The organism is Mangrovibacterium lignilyticum, assembly GCF_010882175.1.
In the GTDB taxonomy this organism is placed as follows: Bacteria; Bacteroidota; Bacteroidia; order Bacteroidales; family Prolixibacteraceae; genus Mangrovibacterium; species Mangrovibacterium lignilyticum.
Map to the genome: position 1 here is coordinate 163,910 of NZ_WKLH01000004.1, position 22,707 is coordinate 186,616.

General features: G+C 42.3%; 20 protein-coding genes. 7 read left to right on the forward strand and 13 right to left on the reverse strand.

What is annotated here, in order from left to right; genetic code table 11:
- The first annotated feature begins 87 nt into the window (after positions 1–87).
- From GJV22_RS18265 to hisS, 3 genes are all read left to right on the forward strand, one after another.
- Complete coding sequence (locus GJV22_RS18265) at positions 88–1,371, forward strand: MgtC/SapB family protein (protein WP_163717306.1); 1,284 nt, start codon at positions 88–90, stop codon at positions 1,369–1,371.
- A gap of 42 nt (positions 1,372–1,413) precedes the next feature.
- A complete protein-coding gene (locus GJV22_RS18270; RefSeq protein WP_163717308.1) occupies positions 1,414–1,767 on the forward strand; it encodes a DUF4870 domain-containing protein in 354 nt (117 codons plus the stop codon).
- A gap of 150 nt (positions 1,768–1,917) precedes the next feature.
- Positions 1,918–3,282: a histidine--tRNA ligase gene (gene hisS / locus GJV22_RS18275; protein WP_163717310.1), complete on the forward strand. Its 1,365-nt coding sequence runs from the start codon at positions 1,918–1,920 to the stop codon at positions 3,280–3,282.
- Positions 3,283–3,353: 71 nt separating this feature from the next.
- Here hisS and GJV22_RS18280 read toward each other — a convergent pair whose 3' ends face one another.
- From GJV22_RS18280 to GJV22_RS18295, 4 genes are all read right to left on the reverse strand, one after another.
- Positions 3,354–3,815: a hypothetical protein gene (locus tag GJV22_RS18280; protein WP_163717312.1), complete on the reverse strand. Its 462-nt coding sequence runs from the start codon at positions 3,813–3,815 to the stop codon at positions 3,354–3,356.
- Positions 3,816–3,822: 7 nt separating this feature from the next.
- Positions 3,823–4,278 carry a hypothetical protein gene (locus GJV22_RS18285; protein ID WP_163717314.1) on the reverse strand — a complete coding sequence of 152 codons (456 nt, stop codon included), beginning with the start codon at positions 4,276–4,278 and terminating at the stop codon, positions 3,823–3,825.
- 53 nt (positions 4,279–4,331) lie between these two features.
- Positions 4,332–4,880, reverse strand: a complete 549-nt coding sequence (locus GJV22_RS18290; RefSeq protein WP_163717316.1) for an RNA polymerase sigma factor — start codon at positions 4,878–4,880, stop codon at positions 4,332–4,334.
- An 89-nt stretch (positions 4,881–4,969) separates the two neighbouring features.
- The gene (locus GJV22_RS18295) at positions 4,970–5,719 is read right to left on the reverse strand and encodes an NUDIX hydrolase (protein WP_163717318.1); all 750 of its coding nucleotides are present in this window, start codon (positions 5,717–5,719) and stop codon (positions 4,970–4,972) included.
- 212 nt (positions 5,720–5,931) lie between these two features.
- On the opposite strand from GJV22_RS18295, the gene ychF reads away from it, so the two are divergent.
- Positions 5,932–7,032, forward strand: a complete 1,101-nt coding sequence (gene ychF / locus GJV22_RS18300) for a redox-regulated ATPase YchF (RefSeq protein WP_163717320.1) — start codon at positions 5,932–5,934, stop codon at positions 7,030–7,032.
- A gap of 368 nt (positions 7,033–7,400) precedes the next feature.
- Positions 7,401–9,071: an asparagine synthase B gene (gene asnB, locus GJV22_RS18305; protein WP_163717322.1), complete on the forward strand. Its 1,671-nt coding sequence runs from the start codon at positions 7,401–7,403 to the stop codon at positions 9,069–9,071.
- A 43-nt stretch (positions 9,072–9,114) separates the two neighbouring features.
- On the opposite strand, the gene GJV22_RS22450 is transcribed toward asnB, so the two are convergent.
- Both GJV22_RS22450 and GJV22_RS18315 read right to left on the reverse strand, forming a co-directional pair.
- A complete protein-coding gene (locus GJV22_RS22450) occupies positions 9,115–9,642 on the reverse strand; it encodes a DUF2062 domain-containing protein (RefSeq protein ID WP_163717325.1) in 528 nt (175 codons plus the stop codon).
- Positions 9,643–9,929: 287 nt separating this feature from the next.
- Positions 9,930–12,119 carry a hypothetical protein gene (locus GJV22_RS18315; RefSeq protein ID WP_205461945.1) on the reverse strand — a complete coding sequence of 730 codons (2,190 nt, stop codon included), beginning with the start codon at positions 12,117–12,119 and terminating at the stop codon, positions 9,930–9,932.
- 346 nt (positions 12,120–12,465) lie between these two features.
- Between GJV22_RS18315 and GJV22_RS18320 the strand changes: the two genes are divergently transcribed.
- The gene (locus GJV22_RS18320) at positions 12,466–13,380 is read left to right on the forward strand and encodes a DMT family transporter (RefSeq protein ID WP_163717327.1); all 915 of its coding nucleotides are present in this window, start codon (positions 12,466–12,468) and stop codon (positions 13,378–13,380) included.
- Positions 13,381–13,451: 71 nt separating this feature from the next.
- Here the strand turns inward: GJV22_RS18320 and nhaA are convergent, their stop codons facing one another.
- The 3 genes from nhaA to ybaK all read right to left on the reverse strand — a co-directional run bounded on the left by nhaA (position 13,452) and on the right by ybaK (position 16,636).
- Positions 13,452–14,750 (reverse strand): Na+/H+ antiporter NhaA, encoded by a 1,299-nt coding sequence (gene nhaA, locus GJV22_RS18325; protein WP_163717329.1) that lies wholly within the window; start codon positions 14,748–14,750, stop codon positions 13,452–13,454.
- Between the two features lie 245 nt (positions 14,751–14,995).
- The gene (locus tag GJV22_RS18330) at positions 14,996–16,003 is read right to left on the reverse strand and encodes a fasciclin domain-containing protein (RefSeq protein WP_163717331.1); all 1,008 of its coding nucleotides are present in this window, start codon (positions 16,001–16,003) and stop codon (positions 14,996–14,998) included.
- Between the two features lie 141 nt (positions 16,004–16,144).
- Complete coding sequence (gene ybaK / locus GJV22_RS18335) at positions 16,145–16,636, reverse strand: Cys-tRNA(Pro) deacylase (protein ID WP_163717333.1); 492 nt, start codon at positions 16,634–16,636, stop codon at positions 16,145–16,147.
- A 489-nt stretch (positions 16,637–17,125) separates the two neighbouring features.
- Between ybaK and GJV22_RS18340 the strand changes: the two genes are divergently transcribed.
- Positions 17,126–17,578 (forward strand): cold-shock protein, encoded by a 453-nt coding sequence (locus tag GJV22_RS18340; protein WP_163717335.1) that lies wholly within the window; start codon positions 17,126–17,128, stop codon positions 17,576–17,578.
- 275 nt (positions 17,579–17,853) lie between these two features.
- Here GJV22_RS18340 and leuB read toward each other — a convergent pair whose 3' ends face one another.
- The 4 genes from leuB to leuC form a co-directional block, all read right to left on the reverse strand.
- On the reverse strand, positions 17,854–18,918 hold the full coding sequence (leuB, locus tag GJV22_RS18345; RefSeq protein WP_163717337.1) for a 3-isopropylmalate dehydrogenase: 1,065 nt from the start codon (positions 18,916–18,918) through the stop codon (positions 17,854–17,856).
- Between the two features lie 34 nt (positions 18,919–18,952).
- Positions 18,953–20,506 carry an alpha-isopropylmalate synthase regulatory domain-containing protein gene (locus GJV22_RS18350; protein ID WP_205461946.1) on the reverse strand — a complete coding sequence of 518 codons (1,554 nt, stop codon included), beginning with the start codon at positions 20,504–20,506 and terminating at the stop codon, positions 18,953–18,955.
- A gap of 126 nt (positions 20,507–20,632) precedes the next feature.
- Positions 20,633–21,217, reverse strand: coding sequence for a 3-isopropylmalate dehydratase small subunit (gene leuD, locus GJV22_RS18355; RefSeq protein ID WP_163717339.1), 585 nt, complete (start codon positions 21,215–21,217; stop codon positions 20,633–20,635).
- A gap of 71 nt (positions 21,218–21,288) precedes the next feature.
- A complete protein-coding gene (leuC, locus tag GJV22_RS18360) occupies positions 21,289–22,689 on the reverse strand; it encodes a 3-isopropylmalate dehydratase large subunit (protein ID WP_163717341.1) in 1,401 nt (466 codons plus the stop codon).
- Positions 22,690–22,707: the final 18 nt, after the last annotated feature.

Genomic DNA, 22,707 nt, shown 5'->3' on the forward strand with positions numbered 1-22,707 from the left:
CTGACCTTGAATTATACTCCTCCAAAAATCCTTCTGTTAATTGTTTTCGTATAGGTGAAGTGATATCTTTATTCAAAAACCTGATCCATGGATCTCGAGAAATACTTACCGTCCGAAATCATCAACTTCATTTTGGTGTTGGTGTTTTCGCTGCTGATTGGGATGGGGCAGCGGCGCCATCACCTGGATCAGGATGATAGTGAGCTATTTGGTACCGATCGCACGTTTACCTTCATCGGACTATTGGGCTACGTTTTATATTTGTTCGATCAGGAAAATAAGGTTCCTTTTTTGATCGGTTTCGCCGTCGTCGGATTGCTCATTGGGATTCAGTATTTTCAGAAAATTAAGCGGCAAAAGGATTTCGGGTTGACATCGTCTGTGTTGGCGCTGCTCACTTACTGCTTATCGATTATGGTTTTCACACAACCGGTTTGGCTGGTGCTGTCGTTTGTTGTGGCCATCTTGATTTTGACAGAAATGAAAAGCACCTTTCGGACGATTTCGCAAAAAGCTTCGCGCGAAGAATTCATCACCTTGGCCAAGTTCATTGCTTTTGCCGGAATTATCCTTCCCTTGTTGCCTACCGGCTATATTGCCGATTTTATTCCTGTTTCGCCGTACCAGATTTGGCTGGCCATTGTGGTTGTGTCGGGCGTGTCGTATATCAGTTACTTAATTAAGAAATTTATTTTTCCGGATTCCGGCATCCTGCTGACCGGCGTGTTGGGCGGAATATACAGCAGCACCGCCACGACCATCATTTTAGCACGTCGCGAAAAGGCCGAGAAAAGCGGCCTGGCATCAGTTTCTGCAATTTTGTTGGCAAACGGAATGATGTATTTGCGGGTATTGGTGTTGGCTTTTGTCTTTAACGCATCGATAGGTCGGCTGTTGATTTGGCCATTTTTGTTGCAGTTTCTCGTGGCATTCGGTTTATCCCGTGTTGTCCTGAGGCAGTCGGGCAAAGGTGTCGTGAATAAAAAAGGAGTGCGTGAGAGCATCTCCAGAAATCCGCTGGAATTGAAAACGGCAACCATCTTCGGTATTTTGTTTGTCGGCTTCGGGTTGATCACCCAGTTTGTGATGAATCAATATGGCGATAGCGGGGTCGTCGGACTGGCTTTTGTCATCGGTGTATTCGATGTTGATCCATTCCTGATATACCTGTTGCAGCAAAATTCCGGTTTGGTGGCGATGATGATTGCTTTGGCGGTCATTAATGCGACAAACGGCAACAACATCATGAAAATGATTTATGCCTTGGGATTGATCAGTCAACCGTCGAGAAAGCCATTGCTCTATGGATTTCTGCTACTCGTCGTTTCTGGCTTAATCGTTTCGGTCGCATTTTACTATATTTATCGGTAGCGATTATTTCGTAAGTATTTTAAACCCTGAAAAATAGATTTTATGGAACGAATTATTGATAATCCTGATGAACGCACCTGGGGGATGTTGTGCCATTTATCGGCTTTGGCCGGAGCTATTATTCCGTTTGGAAATATTATCGGGCCAATCATTGTATATAGTGTCAAGCGTGGCGAATATGATTTTGTGGAGGACCAGGGCAAAGAGTCCTTGAATTTTCAAATTACCATGACATTGGCATTGATCGTCTCCGGAATTCTGGTAATCCTGCTCGTGGGGTTTTTACTATTGGCTCTTGTCGGTTTATTTGCGCTGGTATTTACCCTAATTGGAGCCATAAAAGCCGGGCAAGGCGAGTTTTATCGGTATCCGATCACCTACCGGTTCCTTAAATAAGCGTTATCAAATAGAATCAGAATAGCAATTGACTGGTCTTTCTGTAGCGGCAGCTCTTGAAGACCAGTCATTTTTGTTTATTTTTGCAGCCTCACAACGAGAACGATTGTTAAAGTTCGCCGATACGGCACATAAACTATAAAAGATAAAATGGCACAGAAACCTTCGATTCCAAAAGGAACAAGAGATTTTTCACCGGTAGAAATGGCTCGCCGGAATTATATTTTCGATACGGTTAAAGCCGTTTTCCAGTTGTACGGTTTTCAGCCGATTGAAACCCCGGCAATGGAGAATTTGTCAACCTTAATGGGAAAGTATGGCGAAGAAGGTGATAAGTTGCTGTTTAAAATTTTGAACTCAGGTGATTTTGCAGCCAAAGCAAATGATGCTGACCTCGCTGATCGGAATAGCATCAAGCTGACTAATCAAATTTCGGAGAAAGGTTTGCGCTACGACCTGACTGTGCCCTTTGCCCGTTTTGTTGTGCAGTATCGAAACGATATTTCATTCCCATTTAAACGATACCAAATTCAGCCGGTTTGGCGTGCCGACCGTCCGCAGAAAGGGCGTTATCGCGAATTTTACCAGTGCGATGTTGATATTGTCGGAAGCGATTCACTGTTGAATGAATTTGAATTGGTGCAAATTATCAGCGATGTGTTTACGCATCTTCGGGTGAACACCGTGGTGAAAATAAACAACCGTAAAATTTTAGCCGGTATTGCTGAAGCGATTGGAGAGGCTGACCGTATTGTTGATATTACCGTGGCAATAGATAAGCTGGATAAAATTGGTCTGGAGAAAGTGAACGAAGAACTGCTGGAGAAAGGCGTATCGCAGGATGCTGTAGATAAATTGCAACCGATTCTGAAGTTGAGTGGTACTACCGATGAAAAACTCGACAGCATCGAACAAGTGATTGGTGCAACAGAACTAGGTAAAAAGGGAATTGAAGAGGTTCGGACGTTTTTCAATTATATCAGCTCTGTTGAATTGAATACCGAGGTCGAGTTGGATTTGACGCTTGCCCGCGGGTTGAACTATTACACAGGAGCTATTTTTGAAGTAAAAGCCAAAGATGTGCAGATCGGCAGCATTTGCGGTGGTGGCCGTTACGACGACCTGACCGGGATATTCGGAATGCCGGGTGTGTCGGGCGTTGGTGTTTCATTTGGGGCCGATCGGATATACGATGTGATGACTCAATTGGAGTTGTTCCCCGAGGAAGCAGTGGCATCGACAAAGTTGTTGTTTGTCAATTTTGGTGAAAAAGAAGAAGCTTTCTGTTTGCCAATTCTTCGCCGGTTACGTGAAGCTGGCGTCAATGCTGAAATTTTTCCCGAAGCAGCCAAAATGAAAAAGCAAATGACCTGGGCTGATCGCAAAAATATCGCCTGGGTAGTCATGGTGGGTGAAGATGAAATGAATCAGGGAAAAGTCAACCTGAAAAACATGAAAACAGGTGACCAGAATTTGGTGAGTCCTGAAGAGTTGGTGAGGCTTCTTGCTGAGTAATTTGAGATCGATAGATATTTTACAATAATGACAAAGGCCGGAATTTCCGGCCTTTGTCATTATTTATTTATTTATTTATTGTCGTCATCTCGTTCTTTCTGTCGGAATTCCCGGATCATCTTAAAGCGGAATTCGTTTTCTGTTGGGCCAACCAAAATCACCTTCTTTACTGGCAGAACTTTCAGGAACTGATCATTATAGGTTTTCACCAATTGGGCTTCTTTTAAGTAAAGATTCACAATTTCTTGGTTCATCTTTTTGAAGTCGGCATCAGAGATTGAATCATATTTGTCTTTGACCTCCCGTTCCAAATCTCTGCGTCTCTCATGACAGTCCCATCTGGCTTTATCAAATTCATTATAAAGCGGCCAAAATTTTTGAGCTTCGTCCGGGGTGAGTTGCATCTTTTCCGTCATGAACGAAACCCGTTTGGCTTTATATTGCTCCCAATCTTTTTGTTTGTCTTTTTGCGGTTGAGCAAAGCTTCCCAGTGAAAAAACAGTTAATAGTATGAAGACAAATAATTTTTTCATTTTTGGTCTAATTATATAGTTCTGCAAAAACTTCATAGTCATTTAATTCGGATGATACTGTCGCAATTATCTCGTCTGATTCGCCGGGTGAGGTTGTTTCGTTGTTATTCATCACCTGTAGCAATGCTCTGTCATCGATAAAGATGGAGTTGCTGAGAATGATCTCCTTCCAATAGTCTGAATCTTCAACAAAGCTGCTATCATCCAAGGATGTTAAGGAAGGTGTAATTTTATTTAAAGGATACTTCACTAAAAGCATAATCAACAGGAAACTCGCAGCCAGCCCAACTACCGGTTTTAAAATCCGGATAATCGTTCTGCTTCGGCTTGGTTTTTCTTCCATGGCCGTTATTTGAGCTTCCAGTCGGTCTTCGAAAGTTTCGAAGTAACCTTTCGGAACGTCAAACGGGGAGTTTTTAGAACCCTCCTTTTCTGGATTGAATATGTCGTTCATGTTTTTCATCTGTTCTTATTGACTCGGATTTTGACAAAAAGTTTAAAAAGTGGATTAAAATTCTATCCCTGATTTTTCAGGAAGTCGCTGATTTTCTTTACTGCATGATGATAAGATGCTTTTAACGCACCTTCTGATGTCTCAAGAATTTTCTCCATGTCCTGGTATTTTATATCATCGTAATAACGCATATTGAAAACCAGTCGCTGTTTCTCCGGTAAACGGGCAATCGCTTCCTGCAATTTTAGTTGCACTTCATCGCCATTGAAATACAGATCGGCTTGTAGGTTTTCCACCAGGTAATCATTCAGCTCCTCATCGGTTCCTCCGAACGTTTTTTTCTTTTTCTGATTTAGGAATGTTAATGATTCGTTGGTCGCAATACGATACAGCCAGGTGTAAAGCCCCGATTCGGCCCTGAAAGAATCAATGTTACGCCAAACCTTGATAAAGGTATTTTGCAATATGTCGTCGGTATCCTCGTGATCCAATACAATTTTTCGGACGTGCCAATACAGACGCTCTTTATAAAGACCGACCATTGAACGAAAAGCCGTTTGTTTGGTAGCTTCGTTTTTTAATTCGCCTATCAGTTGCTTCTCATCGATCATGTACCGTCGCGAGGGATTATTTGCTAAGACCGTATTTATACGGCAAAGTTTAAAAGAATATTTTCTTAGCGAGGAATAAAAGTAAATTTTTATTCAATCCTGAATTTTAACCCTTCTTCTTTTAGCCGATGGTAGATATGCTCGTCAAATTGATAGAGCTTTGCCGCCCGGTGTGAAACATTCTGTTGCTTTTGGTTCGAATCAATCAGTAATTCCATCTTTGCTATTTTCTTCCGGAAATTACGGGTGTCCATTTTCTTATCCAGAATGACTTCGTAAAGGGTTTGAAATTCGGTCAACGTAAATTTATCAGGGAGCAAGTGAAAACCGATCGGTTGGTAGCGCACTTCGTGGCGCAAATGTTCCAGCGCTTTTTTTATTATTTGTCCATGATCGAATGATAATTTAGGCAGGCTGTTCAGGTTGAACCACTTCAGGTCGTTCAGTTCGATCGATTTCCGGATAATATAATGAGAAGGATTAATCAGGGCATAGTACCCAATTGTCAGAACCCGATTGTTTGGTACGCGGTCTACGTTGCCAAAACAATGAAACTGTTTGAGGAAAACATCATTCATGCCTGTTGCCATGTAAAGCAAATCGCGGGCAAACTCATCCAAATCTTTGTCAGCAGGAATGTGAGCGCCAAAAACGTTCCAAACTTTTGGATCAACAAAGGAAGGGTGATCGTCGTAGAGTTCTTTTATGTCGTTGAAGTCTTCTTGCTCGCTCAGCTGTTTTAGCACAGCTTCCGGATTTTGCTTTGAAAGTAAAACTTTCAGTGAATTGCCGTCGAATCCGAAAATAACGCAGTCAATAGAGACAGATTTTAAAATCATGGGAGTTTAGTTTAGCTTTATTCGAATACTGAATATAGTAATAAAAGTTCAATAGTAGAGCGGCTGAATAACATATAATAACAGATAGGAACGCGACAAGGGAATGCTTAATTCATGCAAACATTGTAATATGCTTTCGTCCGATACCATGCTATAGTCAAAAATAGGGAAAAAGGTTTAACTTTGCAGCGCAATTTTTAGAACTTAATAGAATGGCATTAAAGTGTGGTATTGTAGGGCTTCCAAACGTCGGGAAGTCAACTTTGTTTAATTGTTTGTCGAACGCCAAAGCGCAGTCTGCAAACTTTCCCTTTTGCACAATCGAACCAAATGTGGGAGTAATTACCGTTCCGGATGAACGACTGACTAAATTATCTGAATTTGTAAAGCCCGAACGGATTGTTCCAACAACTGTTGAGATCGTCGATATTGCCGGATTGGTGCGTGGTGCGAGTAAAGGTGAAGGTTTAGGAAATAAGTTCCTTGGAAATATCCGCGAGACTGATGCGATTATCCATGTGTTGCGCTGCTTCGATAATGACAATATCTCCCATGTCGATTTGACCATTGATCCGGTTCGTGACAAAGAAACCATTGATATTGAGTTACAATTGAAAGATCTGGAAACAGTTGAAGCCCGTTTGCAAAAAGTGGAGAAGCAGGCAAAAACAGGAAATGACCGGGAGGCTAAGCGCATGGTTAATATTCTGTATACATACCGGGATGCGTTAGTGCAAGGGAAATCGGCTCGTACCGTTGAAATTGACGATTTGGATGTGAAATTGGCTAAAGACCTGCAATTGCTAACGAATAAGCCCATTCTGTATGTTTGCAATGTTGACGAGGCTTCGGTTATTGATGGAAATGCCTATGTTGATGCTGTCAAAGAAGCTGTCAAAGATGAAAATGCCGAATTGCTTGTTATCGCAGCAGCAACCGAAGCAGATATTGCTGAGTTGGAAAGCTACGACGAAAGACAAATGTTCCTAGAAGATTTGGGCTTAACAGAGTCAGGTGTAAACAAACTGATTAAAACAGCTTACAAATTGTTGCAATTGGAAACCTACTTTACTGCAGGAGTCAAAGAAGTTCGTGCCTGGACTTATCATCGTGGATTCAAAGCGCCGCAGGCTGCCGGAGTAATTCACTCTGATTTTGAAAAAGGTTTTATTCGTGCTGAAGTGATTAAGTACCATGATTTTGTGACTCTGGGGTCGGAGCAAGCTTGTAAAGAAGCAGGTAAAATGGCTGTCGAAGGAAAAGAGTATGTCGTTCAGGATGGCGATATTATGCATTTCCGATTTAACGTGTAAGAATGATAATGCGAGATATTTTAAAGCAGTTTAATTTTAAACTGCTTTTTTTTTGCGTTTAAAACTTTTAAATGAACTTTGTATGCTGATCCTGTGAAAAAGATATATTTTGCGCGTATACCCCACTGGAGTGTGGGGGAGTAAGAAAAAAAAAGATCAATTTTCGAACTGACTACTGACATAAAGGGGGTGTTTTGAATAATTCTTATTTCATTTTGAAATGTAAACATCTGTGTTTTCGAATATTTGTTTGAAATGAATTTGCATCGGTGGAAAAATGTCAGCGTATGTTTTGTTTGTAAGACAAATCGATTATTTTTGTCGGTTCAAATTTGAAAGACTTTATAACACAATAAATTTTTGGCATTATGTGTGGAATTGTAGGAGTATTCGACTTAAAAACTGATGCTCAGGAGCTGAGATCTCAAGTTTTACAACAATCAAAAAGATTAAGACACCGTGGACCGGATTGGTCAGGAATATATTGCGGAGACAAAGCAATTATTGCTCATGAACGTTTGTCAATTGTTGACCCCGAATCTGGTGGTCAGCCTTTATACAGTAAAGATAAAAAGTTAATTCTCGGAGTTAATGGTGAAATCTATAATCACCGTGAAATCAGAGAAAAAACCAAAGATAAATACGAATACCAAACTGGTTCCGACTGCGAAGTAATTCTGGCCCTTTATCAGGAAAAAGGAGTTGACTTTCTGGATGACCTGAATGGTATTTTCGGTTTCGTTTTGTACGATGTTGAAAAAGACCTTTACCTGGTTGGTCGCGACCATATCGGTATCATTCCGTTATATATGGGATGGGATGCAAAAGGGCAGTTTTACGTTGCTTCTGAGCTGAAGGCTTTGGAAGGATATTGTACAAAGATTGAGGAATTCCCTCCTGCACACTATTTATTAAGTTCAGATGGTGAAGTAAAACGCTGGTGGAATCGTGATTGGATGGATTTCGAAAATGTGAAGAACAACACGACCAGTATAGACGAACTGCACGATGCAATGGAAGCTGCCGTTCAACGTCAGCTAATGTCTGATGTTCCTTACGGCGTGTTGCTGTCTGGTGGGTTGGATTCTTCTATTACTTCAGCTTTAGCTAAAAAATTCTCAGGAACACGCGTTGAATCAGAAGGTACTAAAGAAGCCTGGTGGCCACAATTACACTCTTTTGTAATTGGTCTCGACGGTAGCCCTGACTTGGCTGCTGCTCGTAAAGTAGCTGATTTTATTGGTACTATTCACCACGAAATTCACTATACAATCCAAGAGGGGTTGGATGCTATTCGTGATGTAATTTATCACATTGAAACATACGATGTAACGACTATTCGGGCGGCAACGCCGATGTACCTGCTTTCCCGGGTTATTAAATCAATGGGGATTAAGATGGTACTGACAGGTGAAGGTGCTGATGAAATTTTCGGTGGTTATTTGTATTTCCACAAGGCTCCAAATGCTGAGGAGTTCCACAAAGAGACATTGCGAAAAATTAGCAAGTTGAACTTGTACGATTGCTTGCGTGCCAATAAATCGTTGGCTGCCTGGGGAGTTGAAGGACGTGTGCCTTTCCTCGACAAAGAATTTATGGATGTAGCCATGCGATTGAATCCGGTTGATAAGATGGCCGGAAACGGTAAAATTGAAAAACACATCGTGCGTAAAGCATTCGAAGATATGTTGCCAGAAAGCGTTGCATGGCGTCAAAAAGAACAATTCTCTGATGGCGTAGGTTACGGATGGATTGATACCCTGAAGCAAATCGCAATCGACAATGTTTCGGACGATATGATGAATAATGCTCATTTCCGTTTCCCGGTAAACACACCGCGCTCAAAAGAAGAATATTTGTATCGCTCAATTTTTGCAGAGCATTTCCCTTCAGATCAGGCAGCTGCATGTGTACCTTCGGTACCGTCGATTGCTTGTAGTACTGCTGAAGCTTTGGCTTGGGATGCTTCATTCCAAAACAATGCTGACCCGTCAGGTCGCTCAGTACTTGGCGTGCACGAGCATGATTCTAAAAAGTAAGAATTGAAACAAAACCCAAAACAATACAATGACTGCTAGTCAGTCAATCATTTTGCCAAAAATGAGTGTGAAACCAGTGTCGAAAGATGCTGGTTTTTTTTCGTCCGGAAAATCTGCGAGTAAGAAATAAAATGAGCTTATAGAAAGGTACTCCCGTCAATAAGCCGGAAACAGACCAATTACTCATACTTCGAATCCCGTATTGGATGAGATAGCCCATGCAATCGGTCTTTAGAAACTGAAGCAGTTCATCAAAGTTCATGGTGAGTTGTATGCTCGATAGCTCACTGAAAAGAAAATTTCCACCAACAAAAAAGGGGAAAGCCAATAGTAGTTGTAAGGGAGCAATCAGGATGTTTACAAGTAGAGTTATTGGTTGATTTAAGCGGAAAATATACCCGGCTAACAGACAAAGAACTGTTGTGAACCCGAAAATCGGGAAAATCCCCAAATAGAACCCGATAGTCAACGACAGTGCTGCTTGATGCGGGTTGGATGATTGAATCAATTTGTAATTCAATACCCTGATCAGTCTCGCCGGTTTACAAACCTTTTTAGAGGAGAAAGGCATGATGCTCTGTTTAAGATCTTAAACTTATAAGCCCGTTTTTGCAGAATGATTATTAAACGATTAAAAATATGGGAGGGGACAAAAAAAGACCGCTGGTGCGGCGGTCTTTTTAATCATGAGTAACAAAAGAAGTTGATTTCACTGCTTCTGCATTGCCATCGCTGACAATATCGTTGTTTTATTCTAATTCCAGAGTATGCGGTAAAGATAATTATAAAGTGCGTTTTTTTAGCAATTACATTCATTTTTAAGGCAGTTCGCAAATCCTGACAATTGATTGAGACTTTCTACCACGTCAATTGGGCTTTTACACCATTTGGATTATTTTCAAATGAAAGGAAGTACGTTTTACTTGTCTCATCCCAAGATGAATCCGTTTGGCTGATGTCCGTCCCATCGGCGCCGGTAAGTTTTACTTGTTCCGGTTGGGCCGGCAAAATAATTTGCATGCTGTTTGTCGTGTTTAATGGACTTTTGGCAGAAAAGCTCAAATAGTCGCTTCCGGATTCTTCGTCATAGATTCGAGCAGCTGTTGCCAGTACTGCCGGTTTCTTTTTGTCAGCAACCCGGTTTAGATTGAATAATAAGGCCTGTGTTCCGGGTTTAACCTCCTTGGATGAAAGAACTGGAAGTTTCGGATCGAATAAGTCGATAACAGGACCTTGAATTACAAAACTTGTGTTGCTAACGCTTTCTTCCATCACCGATACAATATCGTACGGGCCACGTTGCAAGTAGAAATGGTTTTTAAATTTGAGTTGTTCGTTGCTTGCTTCGGTGAAGGCATGGGCAATTACCTGGAGGTAATTTTTATCGCCGTTTTCATTTAGCACAAAATCTTTCGGGTCGTTTTTGAGAATATAAACATGACCCGACCCTACTGCAAAATCAGAAGACGAATTCGTTGGATCGATCTGCAATAGGCTGAATAAATGTTCTGCAGGTTTGCTGTAGTGATTCGCTCCGGTATTCCACCATTCCATGACCGACTGGTACGGATCTTCGTCTTTACTGCAATAAACTAGCGTTCCTCCATTTTTCACCCATTCAGCCAAGAGTGCATGACTTTTGGCTTCCATCGGTTTCATATTGGAGTAGCTCAGCACCAAAACTTTGATGTCTTTCAAACTTTCCGGATAAATGAGATTCTCCATGTGAACGATTTGAACGGGAACGCCACGTTTTAACAACGGGAATACTTGTCCGAAGAAGTTAGAAAAAAGTGGGTCTTCATAGCCGGCATGAACCGGGAACCGTTGAAACATCAATGAGTTCGACATTAAGACTCCTATTCCCTGTGAACCGTCAACTTTATTTTCCGACAGAGGCATTTGGTTTAGAGTGTTAACCATCACCTGCATTTGGGTTGAATAGAAGCGTGGAATTAGTACTGCGGAGTCGCTGGTGGTTAATTTGTATGGGCGCGTATAAATGCGTTCCGGCCAAGGCATCACTTCATAGTTATTAACTGTTGGGTAGAGTATTTTGGCCGTAAAAGTTGCTTCGTAATTTTTTTTGTAGTCGGCCCAATCACGAACTCCATCTTCAATTGGGTCGGTTAGTAAGAATACTTTACGGTTTGTAGGGGCAGTCATCGATACCATGCACCCGTATTCCATAAAGGCGTTTTCAAAGACGCGTTCCGCTTTTTTCCCGTTGAAATAATTGGGTGTTCTCGACGTTCCCGTCCAAACCTGGGCAATGTAACCATCAATTCCCGGCAACGATGCCAAACTGGCTTCCGGGCTCACTATTTCCCATGACGAGTAGTTGATAAGTGAATGGGTCGGAATAAACACTTTGATGTCCATTCCTTTACTTTTTCCATAGCTTTTGGCATATTCTGAAACCTCTTCAATGGCTTTGTAAAACATCTGGTATTTGAGCTTATTGGATAAGTATGTGTTCTCAACAGACTCATCCTGAGCTTTCCAAGGGAACCCATAGTACCTCTGCCAGGCTTTTTTGAAATGATCGCTGTAGCCAGCTCGTGCCCAGAACTCAGGTTCTTCAAGATAGATCGTGTTAATGCCGGCGTCGATAACTTTCTTTACAATGGCCGTTTTCATGTAGTTAATAAAAGTTGAATCAGGCACAACATACGGGCTGCCTTCTCCGTGCATAATTCGCGTGCCGTCTTGTTCCAACTGGGCAATGTCCTGATGATCGGTGCCATCCCATTTCCCGCTGTAAAAATCGAAATAGTCACCCCAGGCCATGCCGGTCATGAATTGTGTCGTGTAGTCGTGTTCCCGCCATGAGTTCAGGCGTTCGGAAAAGCTCATGTCGGCATGATCATTCGCTCCATAGATGATGGCAATGTCGGAACGAACATCAATCTCGGGCATCCAGTATGTGCTGGTTTGAAAGGCTGTCTTTTCAGCTCGCTGTGGAGATGCTTGTGGTTGAGGGGATTTGCAGTTAATGCATAGAAATACCAGTGCCATACTGGCAAGTACTAATTTTTCAAATCTCATGGTTAAAAATGGTATAGGTTAAAAAATCAACAAAGCTGATTTGACTGCTCCACTTGCTTTTTGCCTGTAATTGTTGCTAAGCTTAACTTTTTACAGGTCATTTGCATTCAGTAAGTAGCTTGGTTTCGGTATGAGGCTAAAAATAGAAATAATTCAACGGGTTAGTGACTCATCATCTCAATTATAACTTAAAATTGATTTTCATGTAAAGTGGACACATTGAATAAGAGGGAGTCTTTGAATTTTATTTTGATGCTGTTTTTAGGCGGTCATGTTTGTCAACTAAAACTTGTTACTTTTGGTTCTTCTAGAAAAGAATTATTAATAATCTCATCTCCCAGTTTTCATGAATTATTTTGGAGAAATTGCCGCTTTGCTAACTGCTGTTTTCTGGACGGTGACTAGTATGGCTTTTGAGTCAGCCGGGAAAAAAGTTGGTTCACTATCGGTAAACCTGATTCGTTTGGTTATCGCGTTTGGTATTTATGCTGTCTATACCCAGATAAGCCGGGGCATGTGGTTTCCCTTTGATGCCGGGACAGAACGTTGGTTGTGGTTGGCACTTTCTGGCTTGATTGGCTTTGTTATTGGAGATCTGCTTTTGTTTCAGGCTTTTGTTGTTATTGGTGCCCGGGTTTCAATGCTTATCATGGCGATGACTCCACCTTTCACTGCTTTTATTTCCTATTTTGTTTTGGATGAGGTTTTGTCACCCATGAATTGGGTTGGCATGATCGTTACCCTTGCCGGAATTAGTATGGTGATTCTGAAGCGCGATAATCGGGCCATCAGCGGCGAAGAAAAAATACGGAAACGATTGACTTCTGCTTATCCTGTTTGGGGCGTGCTGTTAGCTCTTGGTGGTGCTTTAGGGCAAGCTACCGGATTGGTGTTGAGTAAAAAAGGAATGGGGGATTATGACGCATTCGCGGCCTCTCAAATTCGCGTATTGACAGGTATTGTTGGATTTGGCTTGATGGTGCTGTTTATGAAACGGTATGGTCGGATTTGGGTTGCTGTGAAGGACAAATCGGCGATGAAACGGATTACTTTAGGATCGGTTTTTGGACCTTTCCTCGGTGTGTCTTTTTCATTATTGAGTATTCAACATACGAAAGCGGGCATTGCAGCGACAATTATGGCGATTGTTCCGGTGTTGATCATCCCTCCGGCGATACTCATCTTTAAGGAGAAGGTGAATATTAAAGAAATGTTGGGCGCTTTTATAACGGTAGTTGGAGTCGGTGTCTTTTTTCTTTAGTTTGATATTTGACTTTTGTCCTCGAAATATTTCCTGTAAAAAAATAAAAGCCGCTAATTGCGGCTTTCTGCTTATTTTAAGGTTGTCTTCAACAAGAGGTATCCTCCGATTCCAGAGATGAGTGATCCCAGTAAAATTCCAATTTTTGAGGCATCAATGAAAGCTTGATTGTCAAATGCCAGGTTGGTAATAAATAGAGACATGGTGAATCCAACGCCTCCTAATAGGCCGGTAATGGCTATCTGTTTAAAACTGGTATTGTCCGGCAGGTTTGCCATCTTTAGTTTAATTGCCAGGAATGAAAATAGACTAATTCCAATCACATTCCCGAGAATAAGGCTGGCTGCGATGATGAGCGAGAGATCAAGGTTGGCAAAACTTGATGAGTCGATTTTTACCCCGGCATTGGCAAAGGCAAAAATCGGCATAATAACAAATGCTACCCAGCCGTGTAGCTTATTTTCCAGGTGCTGCAGCGGCGATTGAATCCGATCGGTTAGTTCGTCCATCTGGTTAACTGCTCCCATCTGTTCATGCGTTAAGATGTACTTGGGGCGAAGTTTCCCGGTGAGACTCTTGAATTCATTGACCGTTTCCTGCATCTGTTCTTGGAAATGAACGACTTTAATGTTTTTGCGGATTGGAATGGCAAAGGCAACCAAGACTCCGGCTAGTGTCGCATGGATTCCGGACTTTAGGAATAAGATCCAGATAATGATACTCAGGACGAAATACAGATATTTGTTAAAAAGTCCCAGGTAGGTTAAAACCAGCATGACTGCGAACAAGCCAAGCGCACTCATAATAAGTGCGATTTCGATCGATGAACTGTAGAAAACAGCAATAACGAGTATTGCTCCCAAGTCGTCGACGATTGCGAATGCTGTCAGAAAGATCTTCAAAGCATAGGGGACACGCTTACCCAACAACTTCAGGATACCTAAAGTAAAGGCAATGTCGGTTGCCATGGGAATAGCCCAGCCCTGGTGCGTTTCGGGTGTTTTATTTAGAAGTAGGAAAATTGCTACGGGAAGTAACATTCCTCCGAATGCTGCAAATACCGGTAGGCTGGCTTTCCGGACAGACGATAATTCACCGACCAATACTTCTCGTTTAATCTCGAGACCAATAACAAAAAAGAAAATGGCCATTAACCCATCGTTGATCCAAAGGATTAAGGATTTGGATAAGGTGAAATTTCCAATCCCGAAGGTCAGTTTTTGGTGCAATAAGTTATAATAGAGATCATAAAAGCCAACATTGACCCCGATCAATGTTATCAATGTAACTCCAAGTAATAAAATACTGGAAGAACTTTCCTGTTTGAAGAACCTATCAAAAGGCTCTGTAATAAATTTCACTGGTGACATAGAAATCGAAATTGATGAAGTCTGACCTCAGTTAATAAAGACCTGTGTTGATCAGACATTTTTTAGATATTTACATGCAAAATACGGGGAAGCACATTAGCAAAAAAGAGTAATGACCCGATTTAACGATTCCCTAACAAATACTTTGCCATTTAAGTTCGGCCAGGCTACATGCCAAGCATTAAAAAAGAGCTCTTCAATGAAGAACTCTTTCTCGATTTGTCAGATGTTTTGGCGTATTTATCTTAAGGTAGTAAAACTTTATCGATTACATGGATCACGCCGTTTGTTGCCTGAACATCCAGTAAGCTTGGGATTAACCCAGATTCTCTTGAGTTAGCATCGGTAATTTTCAGCGTTGACGTGTCAATATTGAATGTTCCGTTTAGAGTGTTAACCGGACCACTTACTAAGTCGCTACTGTAAACACGACCCGATACTACATGATATTTCAGAACAGCCACTAATGTTTCCATAGGAATTTCATCAAGGCTTGCGTAACCCAATTCAGTTAGCAAGTCGCCAAAGGCATCATTGGTGGGAGCGAAAATGGTGAAAGGGCCGCCGGTTTCAAGAGTTTCTTGCAGTCCAGCTTTAACGACTGCTTGGACGAGTATCGTGAACTCCGGATCGTAGCTCATTGCAGTCTCAACAATATTCATGCTCGGAGGCAACAGCACGGCGTCAATAATGTGAATGATTCCATTCGCTGCCTTCAAGTCGGCGATAATCACATTTGCATCATTAATCAACACTCCGCTTGAGAGATCGACTTTCACAGCAGAACCATTTACAGTCTCAGTATAACCAGACGACAGATCGGATGACATGACCGTTCCTCCAACAACGTGATACAGTAGGATTGGAGTCAATTGTTCCGCTGTCAGATCGTCGATACCTCCAATTCCCAGGTTGTCGAACAAGGTTTCAAACGCTTCGTCGGTTGGAGCAAAAACGGTTAACTCGTTTGAGGCTACGGTGCTCACCAGACCTGCCTTTACCAGAGCTTGACGAAGATGTTTAAATTTTGGCTTCTTGGCTTTGAGGCTTGCACTCTTCGTTTCGTCAGTCGGAAAGTCGTCAGGATTAGAAGTGATTTGATCGAGCACCGAAACGATATCACCGGGTTCAGTGTTTAATTCTGTCATGTCGTTGTCATCGCTACAGCTAACAGCAACAAAGCTTACTAAAATAGCAATCGCGAGCGTGGCGAAAAAATTCAATCTTGATTTTTTAAGTTTTATTGTTTCCATCTTATTTGTGTTTAGTGTTTGGGTATATAAACGTAAACAAACAAAAAAATGTTTAAGAAATAAACAAGAAGATTAAACAAAAATATAAATAGCCGATCGATTTTCTTGATTGGGAGTATGGGGGCGCTAGTTGTTTTTAGCTTAATCAGTTGGTCCAGTCGCTAATTGCGTAACAGTTGCTTTGCTGATTCGGATTAAGTCCTTTGGCGGTAATTTGAGTTGTGTCCCCCTTTTCCCGGCACTGATGTAGATGGATTCGAATTGCAAACAGGAATTGTGGATGAAAACGGGGTACTCCTTTTTCATACCAATAGGGGAGCAGCCACCCCTGATGTAGCCAGTTAGTGGAAGCAGTTCTTTCATGGGCACCATTTCGACTTTTTTGTTGTCCGACACTTTTGCTGCTTTCTTAAGATCTACTTCTTCGTCACCTGGAATCACGCAAACAAAGATTCCCGTGTTTGTTCCCCTTAACACCAGGGTTTTAAAGATCTGTCTTATGTTTTGTCCCATTTTGGAAGCAAGCGTTGTGGCACTCAAATCTGACTCGTCAAATTCGTAGGCGATCAACTCGTAGCTTATTTTCTGTTTGTCTAGTAGGCGGGAGGCATTTGTTTTGGCTGGAGATTTCATGGTTTTTAATTTCGCGTTTAAAAATAAGGAATTGAACTGATGATCTGCTGTTCGGACCAAAAAAAGACACACTGATTCGATCGTCTTTCTCCTTTGGTTTGGACGTTCATTACGCTAACATGTTATTGAATTTTTACGAAAGAGGAGTTTTTCAGTAGTCCAGGTGTCAATGTTATGGTTGCGTCATTCTTTGCCTGAATTCGGCGAACTTAGCTGTCATTCGGACTTAAAAGGCTAATTGTGAAAATATTTCAGTATCTTTGTGCTTTCAGATTTGAAAATGGGTTTTCACCCGTACTGATAGCTTTAATTTATTGGTGTAGTTTGGCTCTTTTTTGAATCGTTATTTTTGATTATTAACTCCGGGTTTTGTTTTACGGCAAATGATTAAGACCATTTGATGTTCGTAAGCCTCCGGCCTGAAACATTGGACCAAGTTCCTTACTTCCTTCAAAACAGGCCAAGCCCGCCAAAAACGATAAATTATATATGGGTAGATCACAAGAATCATTTCAAAAAAAAGAACTCCGAAACAAAAAAGAGAAAAAGAGAAAAGAAAAAGAAGCTAAACGTCTGGCGCGTAAGGATAATGACAAGCCAAGTAGCCTGGACGATATGATTGCCTACGTGGATGAAAACGGCATGCTTTCAGATACGCCTCCGGATCCGGATAAGAAAACGGTAATCAATGTTGAAGATATTGTCATTGGGGTACCCAAAGACGACCCTAATTTAAAAGAAGATCCAATCCGAAAAGGTACTGTTACTTTTTTCAACGACGGTAAAGGATTTGGATTTATTCGAGATGGAGTTACCCGCGAAAGTTTGTTTGTGCATGTGAACAACTTGATGGAGCCAATTAAAGAAGGTAATGCGGTGTTATATGAAATGGAAAGAGGTCCCAAAGGAATGGTGGCCGTAAATGTGAAAGTTGCCCGATAAAAGCAAAGATTCAAATACGTTAGTATACTAAGACAAGAAGCAGGGTTTATCCCTGCTTTTTTTATGCTCAAAAATGGAGACTTTGGTAGTGGTACAAAACTTCAGTTTTCTTTTTGCATCTTTTGTAATGCCCTGAAATGAAACTGAAAATTCTACCATTGAAGGATTGAGTAGCCGCAAAAATGCTTCAAGTTTTCGCTGTTCCACATACGATTTGAAACACAAAAAAAGGCCTTCCTGTCGGAAAGCCTTTCATCATATGACTGGAGTAAGAATTAATTCTTAGCAATCCATTCGGCAATCCAGTCACCTACTTCAGAGGTGCTGTACGATTTACCGTCGGCGATATCGACAGTTGCTACGCCTTCAGCCATTGAAGCGGCTACAGCATCGCGAATAAGTTTGCCTTCTTCCATCAGGTCGAAAGCATATTCGAATAGCATGGCAGCTGATAAAATAGTTGCAATTGGGTTGGCAATATTTTTACCGGCAGCCTGTGGGTATGAACCATGAATTGGTTCGAACACCGAAGTGTGAATACCGATAGATGCAGAAGGCAGCAAGCCCATTGAGCCGGTGATTACACTCGCTTCGTCAGTTAGAATATCACCAAACATGTTTTCAGTCACCATAACATCGAAGTTTTTTGGCCACTGAATGATTTGCATGGCAGCATTGTCAACAAACATATACTCGGTCGTTACTTCCGGATAGCTTGGTGCCATTTCCTGTGCCACTTCACGCCACAGGCGAGAGCTTTCCAATACGTTGGCTTTGTCGACTACCGTCAATTTTTTACGGCGTTTCATGGCAAATTCGTAAGCCAGTTTCAGAATGCGTTCTACTTCAACTCGTGTATAAGTACAAGTATCGAAGGCTGTGTCTCCACCGTCTTTCCGGCCTTTTTCACCGAAATAGATACCTCCGGTTAATTCACGAATGGCAACAAAATCGGCACCTTCAACCAGCTCGCGGCGAAGTGGTGATTTGTGCAACAACGATTCGAAAGTTTCAACAGGGCGAATGTTAGCATACAGCCCCAGCTTCTTGCGCATCAATAGCAATCCCTGCTCCGGACGAACGGTCGCCTTTGGATTGTTGTCGAATTTTGGGTCGCCGATAGCACCGAACAACACGGCATCAGCTTTCATACAAATTTCGTGTGTTGTGTCGGGGTAAGGTTCGCCAACCTGATCGATGGCGGTAGCACCGGTTAGTGCAAATTCGTACTCCAGTTCGTGGTTGAATTTTTCAGCGATTGCTTTCACTGATTTCATGGCCTGATCAACAATCTCAGGACCGATTCCGTCTCCGGGGAGAACAGCTAATTTTAACTTCATCTTTATCTTCGTTTCAAATATATTATCTACTTAATCAACTTTTTTCGGTCATGGTGTGCTCCACCAGATTGAGCATTCGGAGTGTAGCTTTTATGGCGGCTGCGGTTTGATCCGGTGCCAATCCCCGTGTTTTGAATTCCCGGTCCAGTTCCCAAATGATAACTGTTTCAACCAAGGCGTCGGTATGACCGCCTGGAGGGATCGTTACGGAATAGTCCAGCAGTGTTGGAAAAGGTTTCTTGAGTTTTTTGTAAATGCTGATGATCGCTTTCACAAAAGCGTCGTATAAACCGTCGCCTGAAGAGGATGCTTCGTATGATTTTCCATTAATGCTGATGCTTACAGTTGCATGCGGGCGCAAGCCCATAGCGTGTGTTAGCGCATAGTTGTTGATGAAAATACGTTGTTCAACGCTTTCCTGCAACACATCGGCAACGATGTAGGGAAGATCCTCTGCAGTTACTGTTTCCTTGTGATCGGCCAGCTCAATAATGCGATCGGTTACCATCTTTAGGGCATCAGGAGTTAGTTGAATCCCCAAATCTTCGAGGTTCGCTTTGATATTGGCTTTTCCTGATGTCTTTCCGAGCGCGTAGCTGCGAATTCGTCCGAATCGTTCCGGAAGCAGGTCGTTAAAATACAGTTTGTGTTTGTTGTCGCCATCAGCGTGCACACCGCTGCATTGTGTGAAAACGAATTCACCAATTAGTGGTTTATTGGTTGGGATACGAATGCCTGAGAAGCTTTCAACAACTTTTGAGATTCGGTTGAGCTTGCTTTCGTTTACTTTTGTTTTAATGCCCATGTGATCTTTCACAGTTGCAATCACACTCGAAAGTGGCGCGTTGCCGGCCCGTTCACCCAACCCATTTACGGTTGTGTGCACACAGTCGATACCTGCTTTCAGTGCGTTGAAAACGTTGGCGATGGCCAGATCATAATCGTTGTGAGCATGAAAATCGAATTGAACACCAGGGTAAGTATCAATCATTTCCTTACAGAAAGCAAAGGTTTCATCCGGGTTCAAAATTCCCAGGGTATCGGGAAGCATAATCCGGTTGATGTCCATTTCTTTCAAGTGCGAAATCATGAAGTGTACATAGTCCTTGGAGTTGCGCATTCCGTTCGACCAGTCTTCCAGGTAAACATTCACTGCAATTCCCAATTCCTTTGCGTAATCAATTGTTCTTCGGATATCAGCAATATGCTCTTCCGGAGTTTTGCGTAATTGATGTGTTACATGGTTAAGAGACCCCTTACACAACAGGTTGAGTACTTTTCCTCCGGCTCGGTTGATCCAGTCCAAAGAGGTTTTGCCATCTACAAAACCCAGGATTTCGACCTGGCTGAGGTGGCCTTTTTCTGCTGCCCATTCCATGATGCGCCGGGCAGCTGCAAATTCGCCTTCAGAAACTCTTGCTGAGGCAATTTCAATCCGGTCAACTTTCACATCTTCCAGCAGCACCTTAGCTACGCTGAGCTTCTCTGTATCCGTAAATGATACTCCCGAAGTCTGTTCACCATCGCGCAATGTGGTGTCCATGATCTGAAGTTGACGCTCCGCTACTGCGACTGATTTTACCGTCATGTGTTTTATTTTTTCCTTTAAGCCTTCAATTAACGTATAATTCCGATTAGCGTGCCTACGGCTAATCAGGAAAAGAAAAGCAGAGATCGTCGCAATCTTTTCGGACGAATCTCTGCTTTTGCGGCATTATTTTTCAAATGCTGCGATCTCATCTTTTAAACTGACGAGATAGTCGATATCGTCAAGCCCGTTTTGCAGGCAGTGTTTTTTGTATGGGTTGATGTCGAATTCTTCTGACTCGCCTGTCGCTTTGATTGTGAACGACTGGCTTGGCAGGTCGACTTCGAATTCAGCCGTTGGATCTGCTTCAATTGCAGCAAAGATCTTCTCAAGGAATGCCGGACTGACAACAACCGGAAGCAATCCGTTGTTAATAGCATTTCCTTTAAAAATATCAGCGAAAAAGCTGGAAACAACAACGCGGAATCCATAATCGTAGATGGCCCAAGCCGCGTGTTCGCGGCTTGATCCGCTACCAAAGTTTTTTGCACCAACCAGGATTTTACCGGTGTACTTACCATCGTTCAACGGAAAGTCGGCGATTGGCTGATTGCTCTTGTCGTAACGCCAGTCGCGGAACAAATTGTCACCGAACCCTTTGCGTTCAACTGCTTTCAGGAAGCGAGCCGGAATAATCTGGTCAGTATCCACATTTTCAATCGGCAGTGGTACAGCCGGAGATACTATTTTTGAAAATTTATCGTAAGCCATATTTTTATTTTTGAATGTTAGACTATCAGATGATTAGAATTAGAAAGCTGTTTTCTTCAAATTCTAAAGACCTATAAAAAATCGCGAGGGTCAGCAATTACTCCTGTTACTGCAGCTGCGGCAGCTGTCAGCGGGCTAGCCAGCAGTGTGCGGGCTCCAGGTCCCTGACGGCCTTCGAAGTTACGGTTCGACGTTGATACAGCGTATTTACCTTCCGGAATTTTGTCATCATTCATGGCCAAACAAGCTGAACATCCTGGTTGACGTAAAGCCATTCCGGCTGCTTCGAAGATTTTATCCAATCCTTCAGCGATGATTTGTGATTCAACAGCTTTTGAGCCCGGAACCAACCAAACTGTAATATCTTCCGCTTTTTGTTTTCCTTTGACAAAATCAGCAAAAGCGCGGAAATCTTCAATACGGCCGTTGGTACAACTTCCAAGGAACACAAAGTCCACTTTCTTACCCTTCATGGCATCGCCAGGGTTGAAATCCATGTATTTCAACGATTTCAGGAAGGTTGCTTTATCTGTTCCTTCCATATCGCTTCCTGTCGGAATTGTTTGGCTTACACCCAATCCCATTCCAGGGTTTGTTCCATAGGTGATCATTGGTTCAATGTCAGCAGCATCAAAGGTATATTCAGTGTCGAATTGAGCACCTTCATCAGATATCAATGTTTCCCAGTATGCGACTGCTTTGTCCCAAGCTTCGCCTTGAGGAGCAAATTTGCGGCCTTTTACATAGTTGATTGTTGTTTCGTCCGGAGCGATCATACCACCACGGGCTCCACTTTCAATACTCAGGTTACACAATGTCATACGGCCTTCCATGCTCAGACTAGTGATTGCAGGGCCTGCATATTCGATAAAGTGACCTGTACCACCACTGGTTGTGATTTGAGAGATAATGTAAAGGGCGATATCTTTTGCGGTTACGCCTTTTCCTAACGTACCGTTTACTGTGATGCGCATTTTCTTTGGTTTTGGCTGCATAATACATTGGCTGGCCAATACCATTTCAACCTCGCTTGTTCCGATACCGAAAGCGATAGCGCCGAAAGCACCGTGTGTAGATGTGTGGCTGTCACCACAAACAATAGTCATCCCCGGTTGAGTCAATCCCATTTCAGGTCCGATGATGTGAACCACACCATGGCCATCGCTTCCTAAACCGTAGTGGGTGATTCCACTTTCTTCGCAGTTTTTCTTCAACATCTCAACCTGGTTGCGTGACAACTCATCTTTGATGCTCAGGTTCTGATCGATGGTTGGAACGTTGTGGTCGGGTGTTGCAGTTGTTTGATCCGGACGGAAAACTTTCAGTCCGCGGGTTTTTAATCCCAAAAAGGCTACAGGGCTCGTTACTTCATGAATAAAGTGACGATCGATATACAATACATTGGGACCTCCTTCGACTTGTTTCACTACGTGTGCGTCCCAAATCTTATCAAATAATGTTTTAGCTTCCATAAAATTATTTTTTCTTCC

Bases quoted from the DNA above. Each gene is read 5' to 3' on its own strand.
- GJV22_RS18265 (WP_163717306.1), top strand. From the start codon at position 88: ATGGATCTCGAGAAATACTTACCGTCCGAAATCATCAACTTCATTTTG.
- GJV22_RS18270 (WP_163717308.1), top strand. From the start codon at position 1,414: ATGGAACGAATTATTGATAATCCTGATGAACGCACCTGGGGGATGTTG.
- hisS (WP_163717310.1), top strand. From the start codon at position 1,918: ATGGCACAGAAACCTTCGATTCCAAAAGGAACAAGAGATTTTTCACCG.
- GJV22_RS18280 (WP_163717312.1), bottom strand. From the start codon at position 3,815: ATGAAAAAATTATTTGTCTTCATACTATTAACTGTTTTTTCACTGGGA.
- GJV22_RS18285 (WP_163717314.1), bottom strand. From the start codon at position 4,278: ATGAAAAACATGAACGACATATTCAATCCAGAAAAGGAGGGTTCTAAA.
- GJV22_RS18290 (WP_163717316.1), bottom strand. From the start codon at position 4,880: ATGATCGATGAGAAGCAACTGATAGGCGAATTAAAAAACGAAGCTACC.
- GJV22_RS18295 (WP_163717318.1), bottom strand. From the start codon at position 5,719: ATGATTTTAAAATCTGTCTCTATTGACTGCGTTATTTTCGGATTCGAC.
- ychF (WP_163717320.1), top strand. From the start codon at position 5,932: ATGGCATTAAAGTGTGGTATTGTAGGGCTTCCAAACGTCGGGAAGTCA.
- asnB (WP_163717322.1), top strand. From the start codon at position 7,401: ATGTGTGGAATTGTAGGAGTATTCGACTTAAAAACTGATGCTCAGGAG.
- GJV22_RS22450 (WP_163717325.1), bottom strand. From the start codon at position 9,642: ATGCCTTTCTCCTCTAAAAAGGTTTGTAAACCGGCGAGACTGATCAGG.
- GJV22_RS18315 (WP_205461945.1), bottom strand. From the start codon at position 12,119: ATGAGATTTGAAAAATTAGTACTTGCCAGTATGGCACTGGTATTTCTA.
- GJV22_RS18320 (WP_163717327.1), top strand. From the start codon at position 12,466: ATGAATTATTTTGGAGAAATTGCCGCTTTGCTAACTGCTGTTTTCTGG.
- nhaA (WP_163717329.1), bottom strand. From the start codon at position 14,750: ATGTCACCAGTGAAATTTATTACAGAGCCTTTTGATAGGTTCTTCAAA.
- GJV22_RS18330 (WP_163717331.1), bottom strand. From the start codon at position 16,003: ATGGAAACAATAAAACTTAAAAAATCAAGATTGAATTTTTTCGCCACG.
- ybaK (WP_163717333.1), bottom strand. From the start codon at position 16,636: ATGAAATCTCCAGCCAAAACAAATGCCTCCCGCCTACTAGACAAACAG.
- GJV22_RS18340 (WP_163717335.1), top strand. From the start codon at position 17,126: ATGGGTAGATCACAAGAATCATTTCAAAAAAAAGAACTCCGAAACAAA.
- leuB (WP_163717337.1), bottom strand. From the start codon at position 18,918: ATGAAGTTAAAATTAGCTGTTCTCCCCGGAGACGGAATCGGTCCTGAG.
- GJV22_RS18350 (WP_205461946.1), bottom strand. From the start codon at position 20,506: ATGACGGTAAAATCAGTCGCAGTAGCGGAGCGTCAACTTCAGATCATG.
- leuD (WP_163717339.1), bottom strand. From the start codon at position 21,217: ATGGCTTACGATAAATTTTCAAAAATAGTATCTCCGGCTGTACCACTG.
- leuC (WP_163717341.1), bottom strand. From the start codon at position 22,689: ATGGAAGCTAAAACATTATTTGATAAGATTTGGGACGCACACGTAGTG.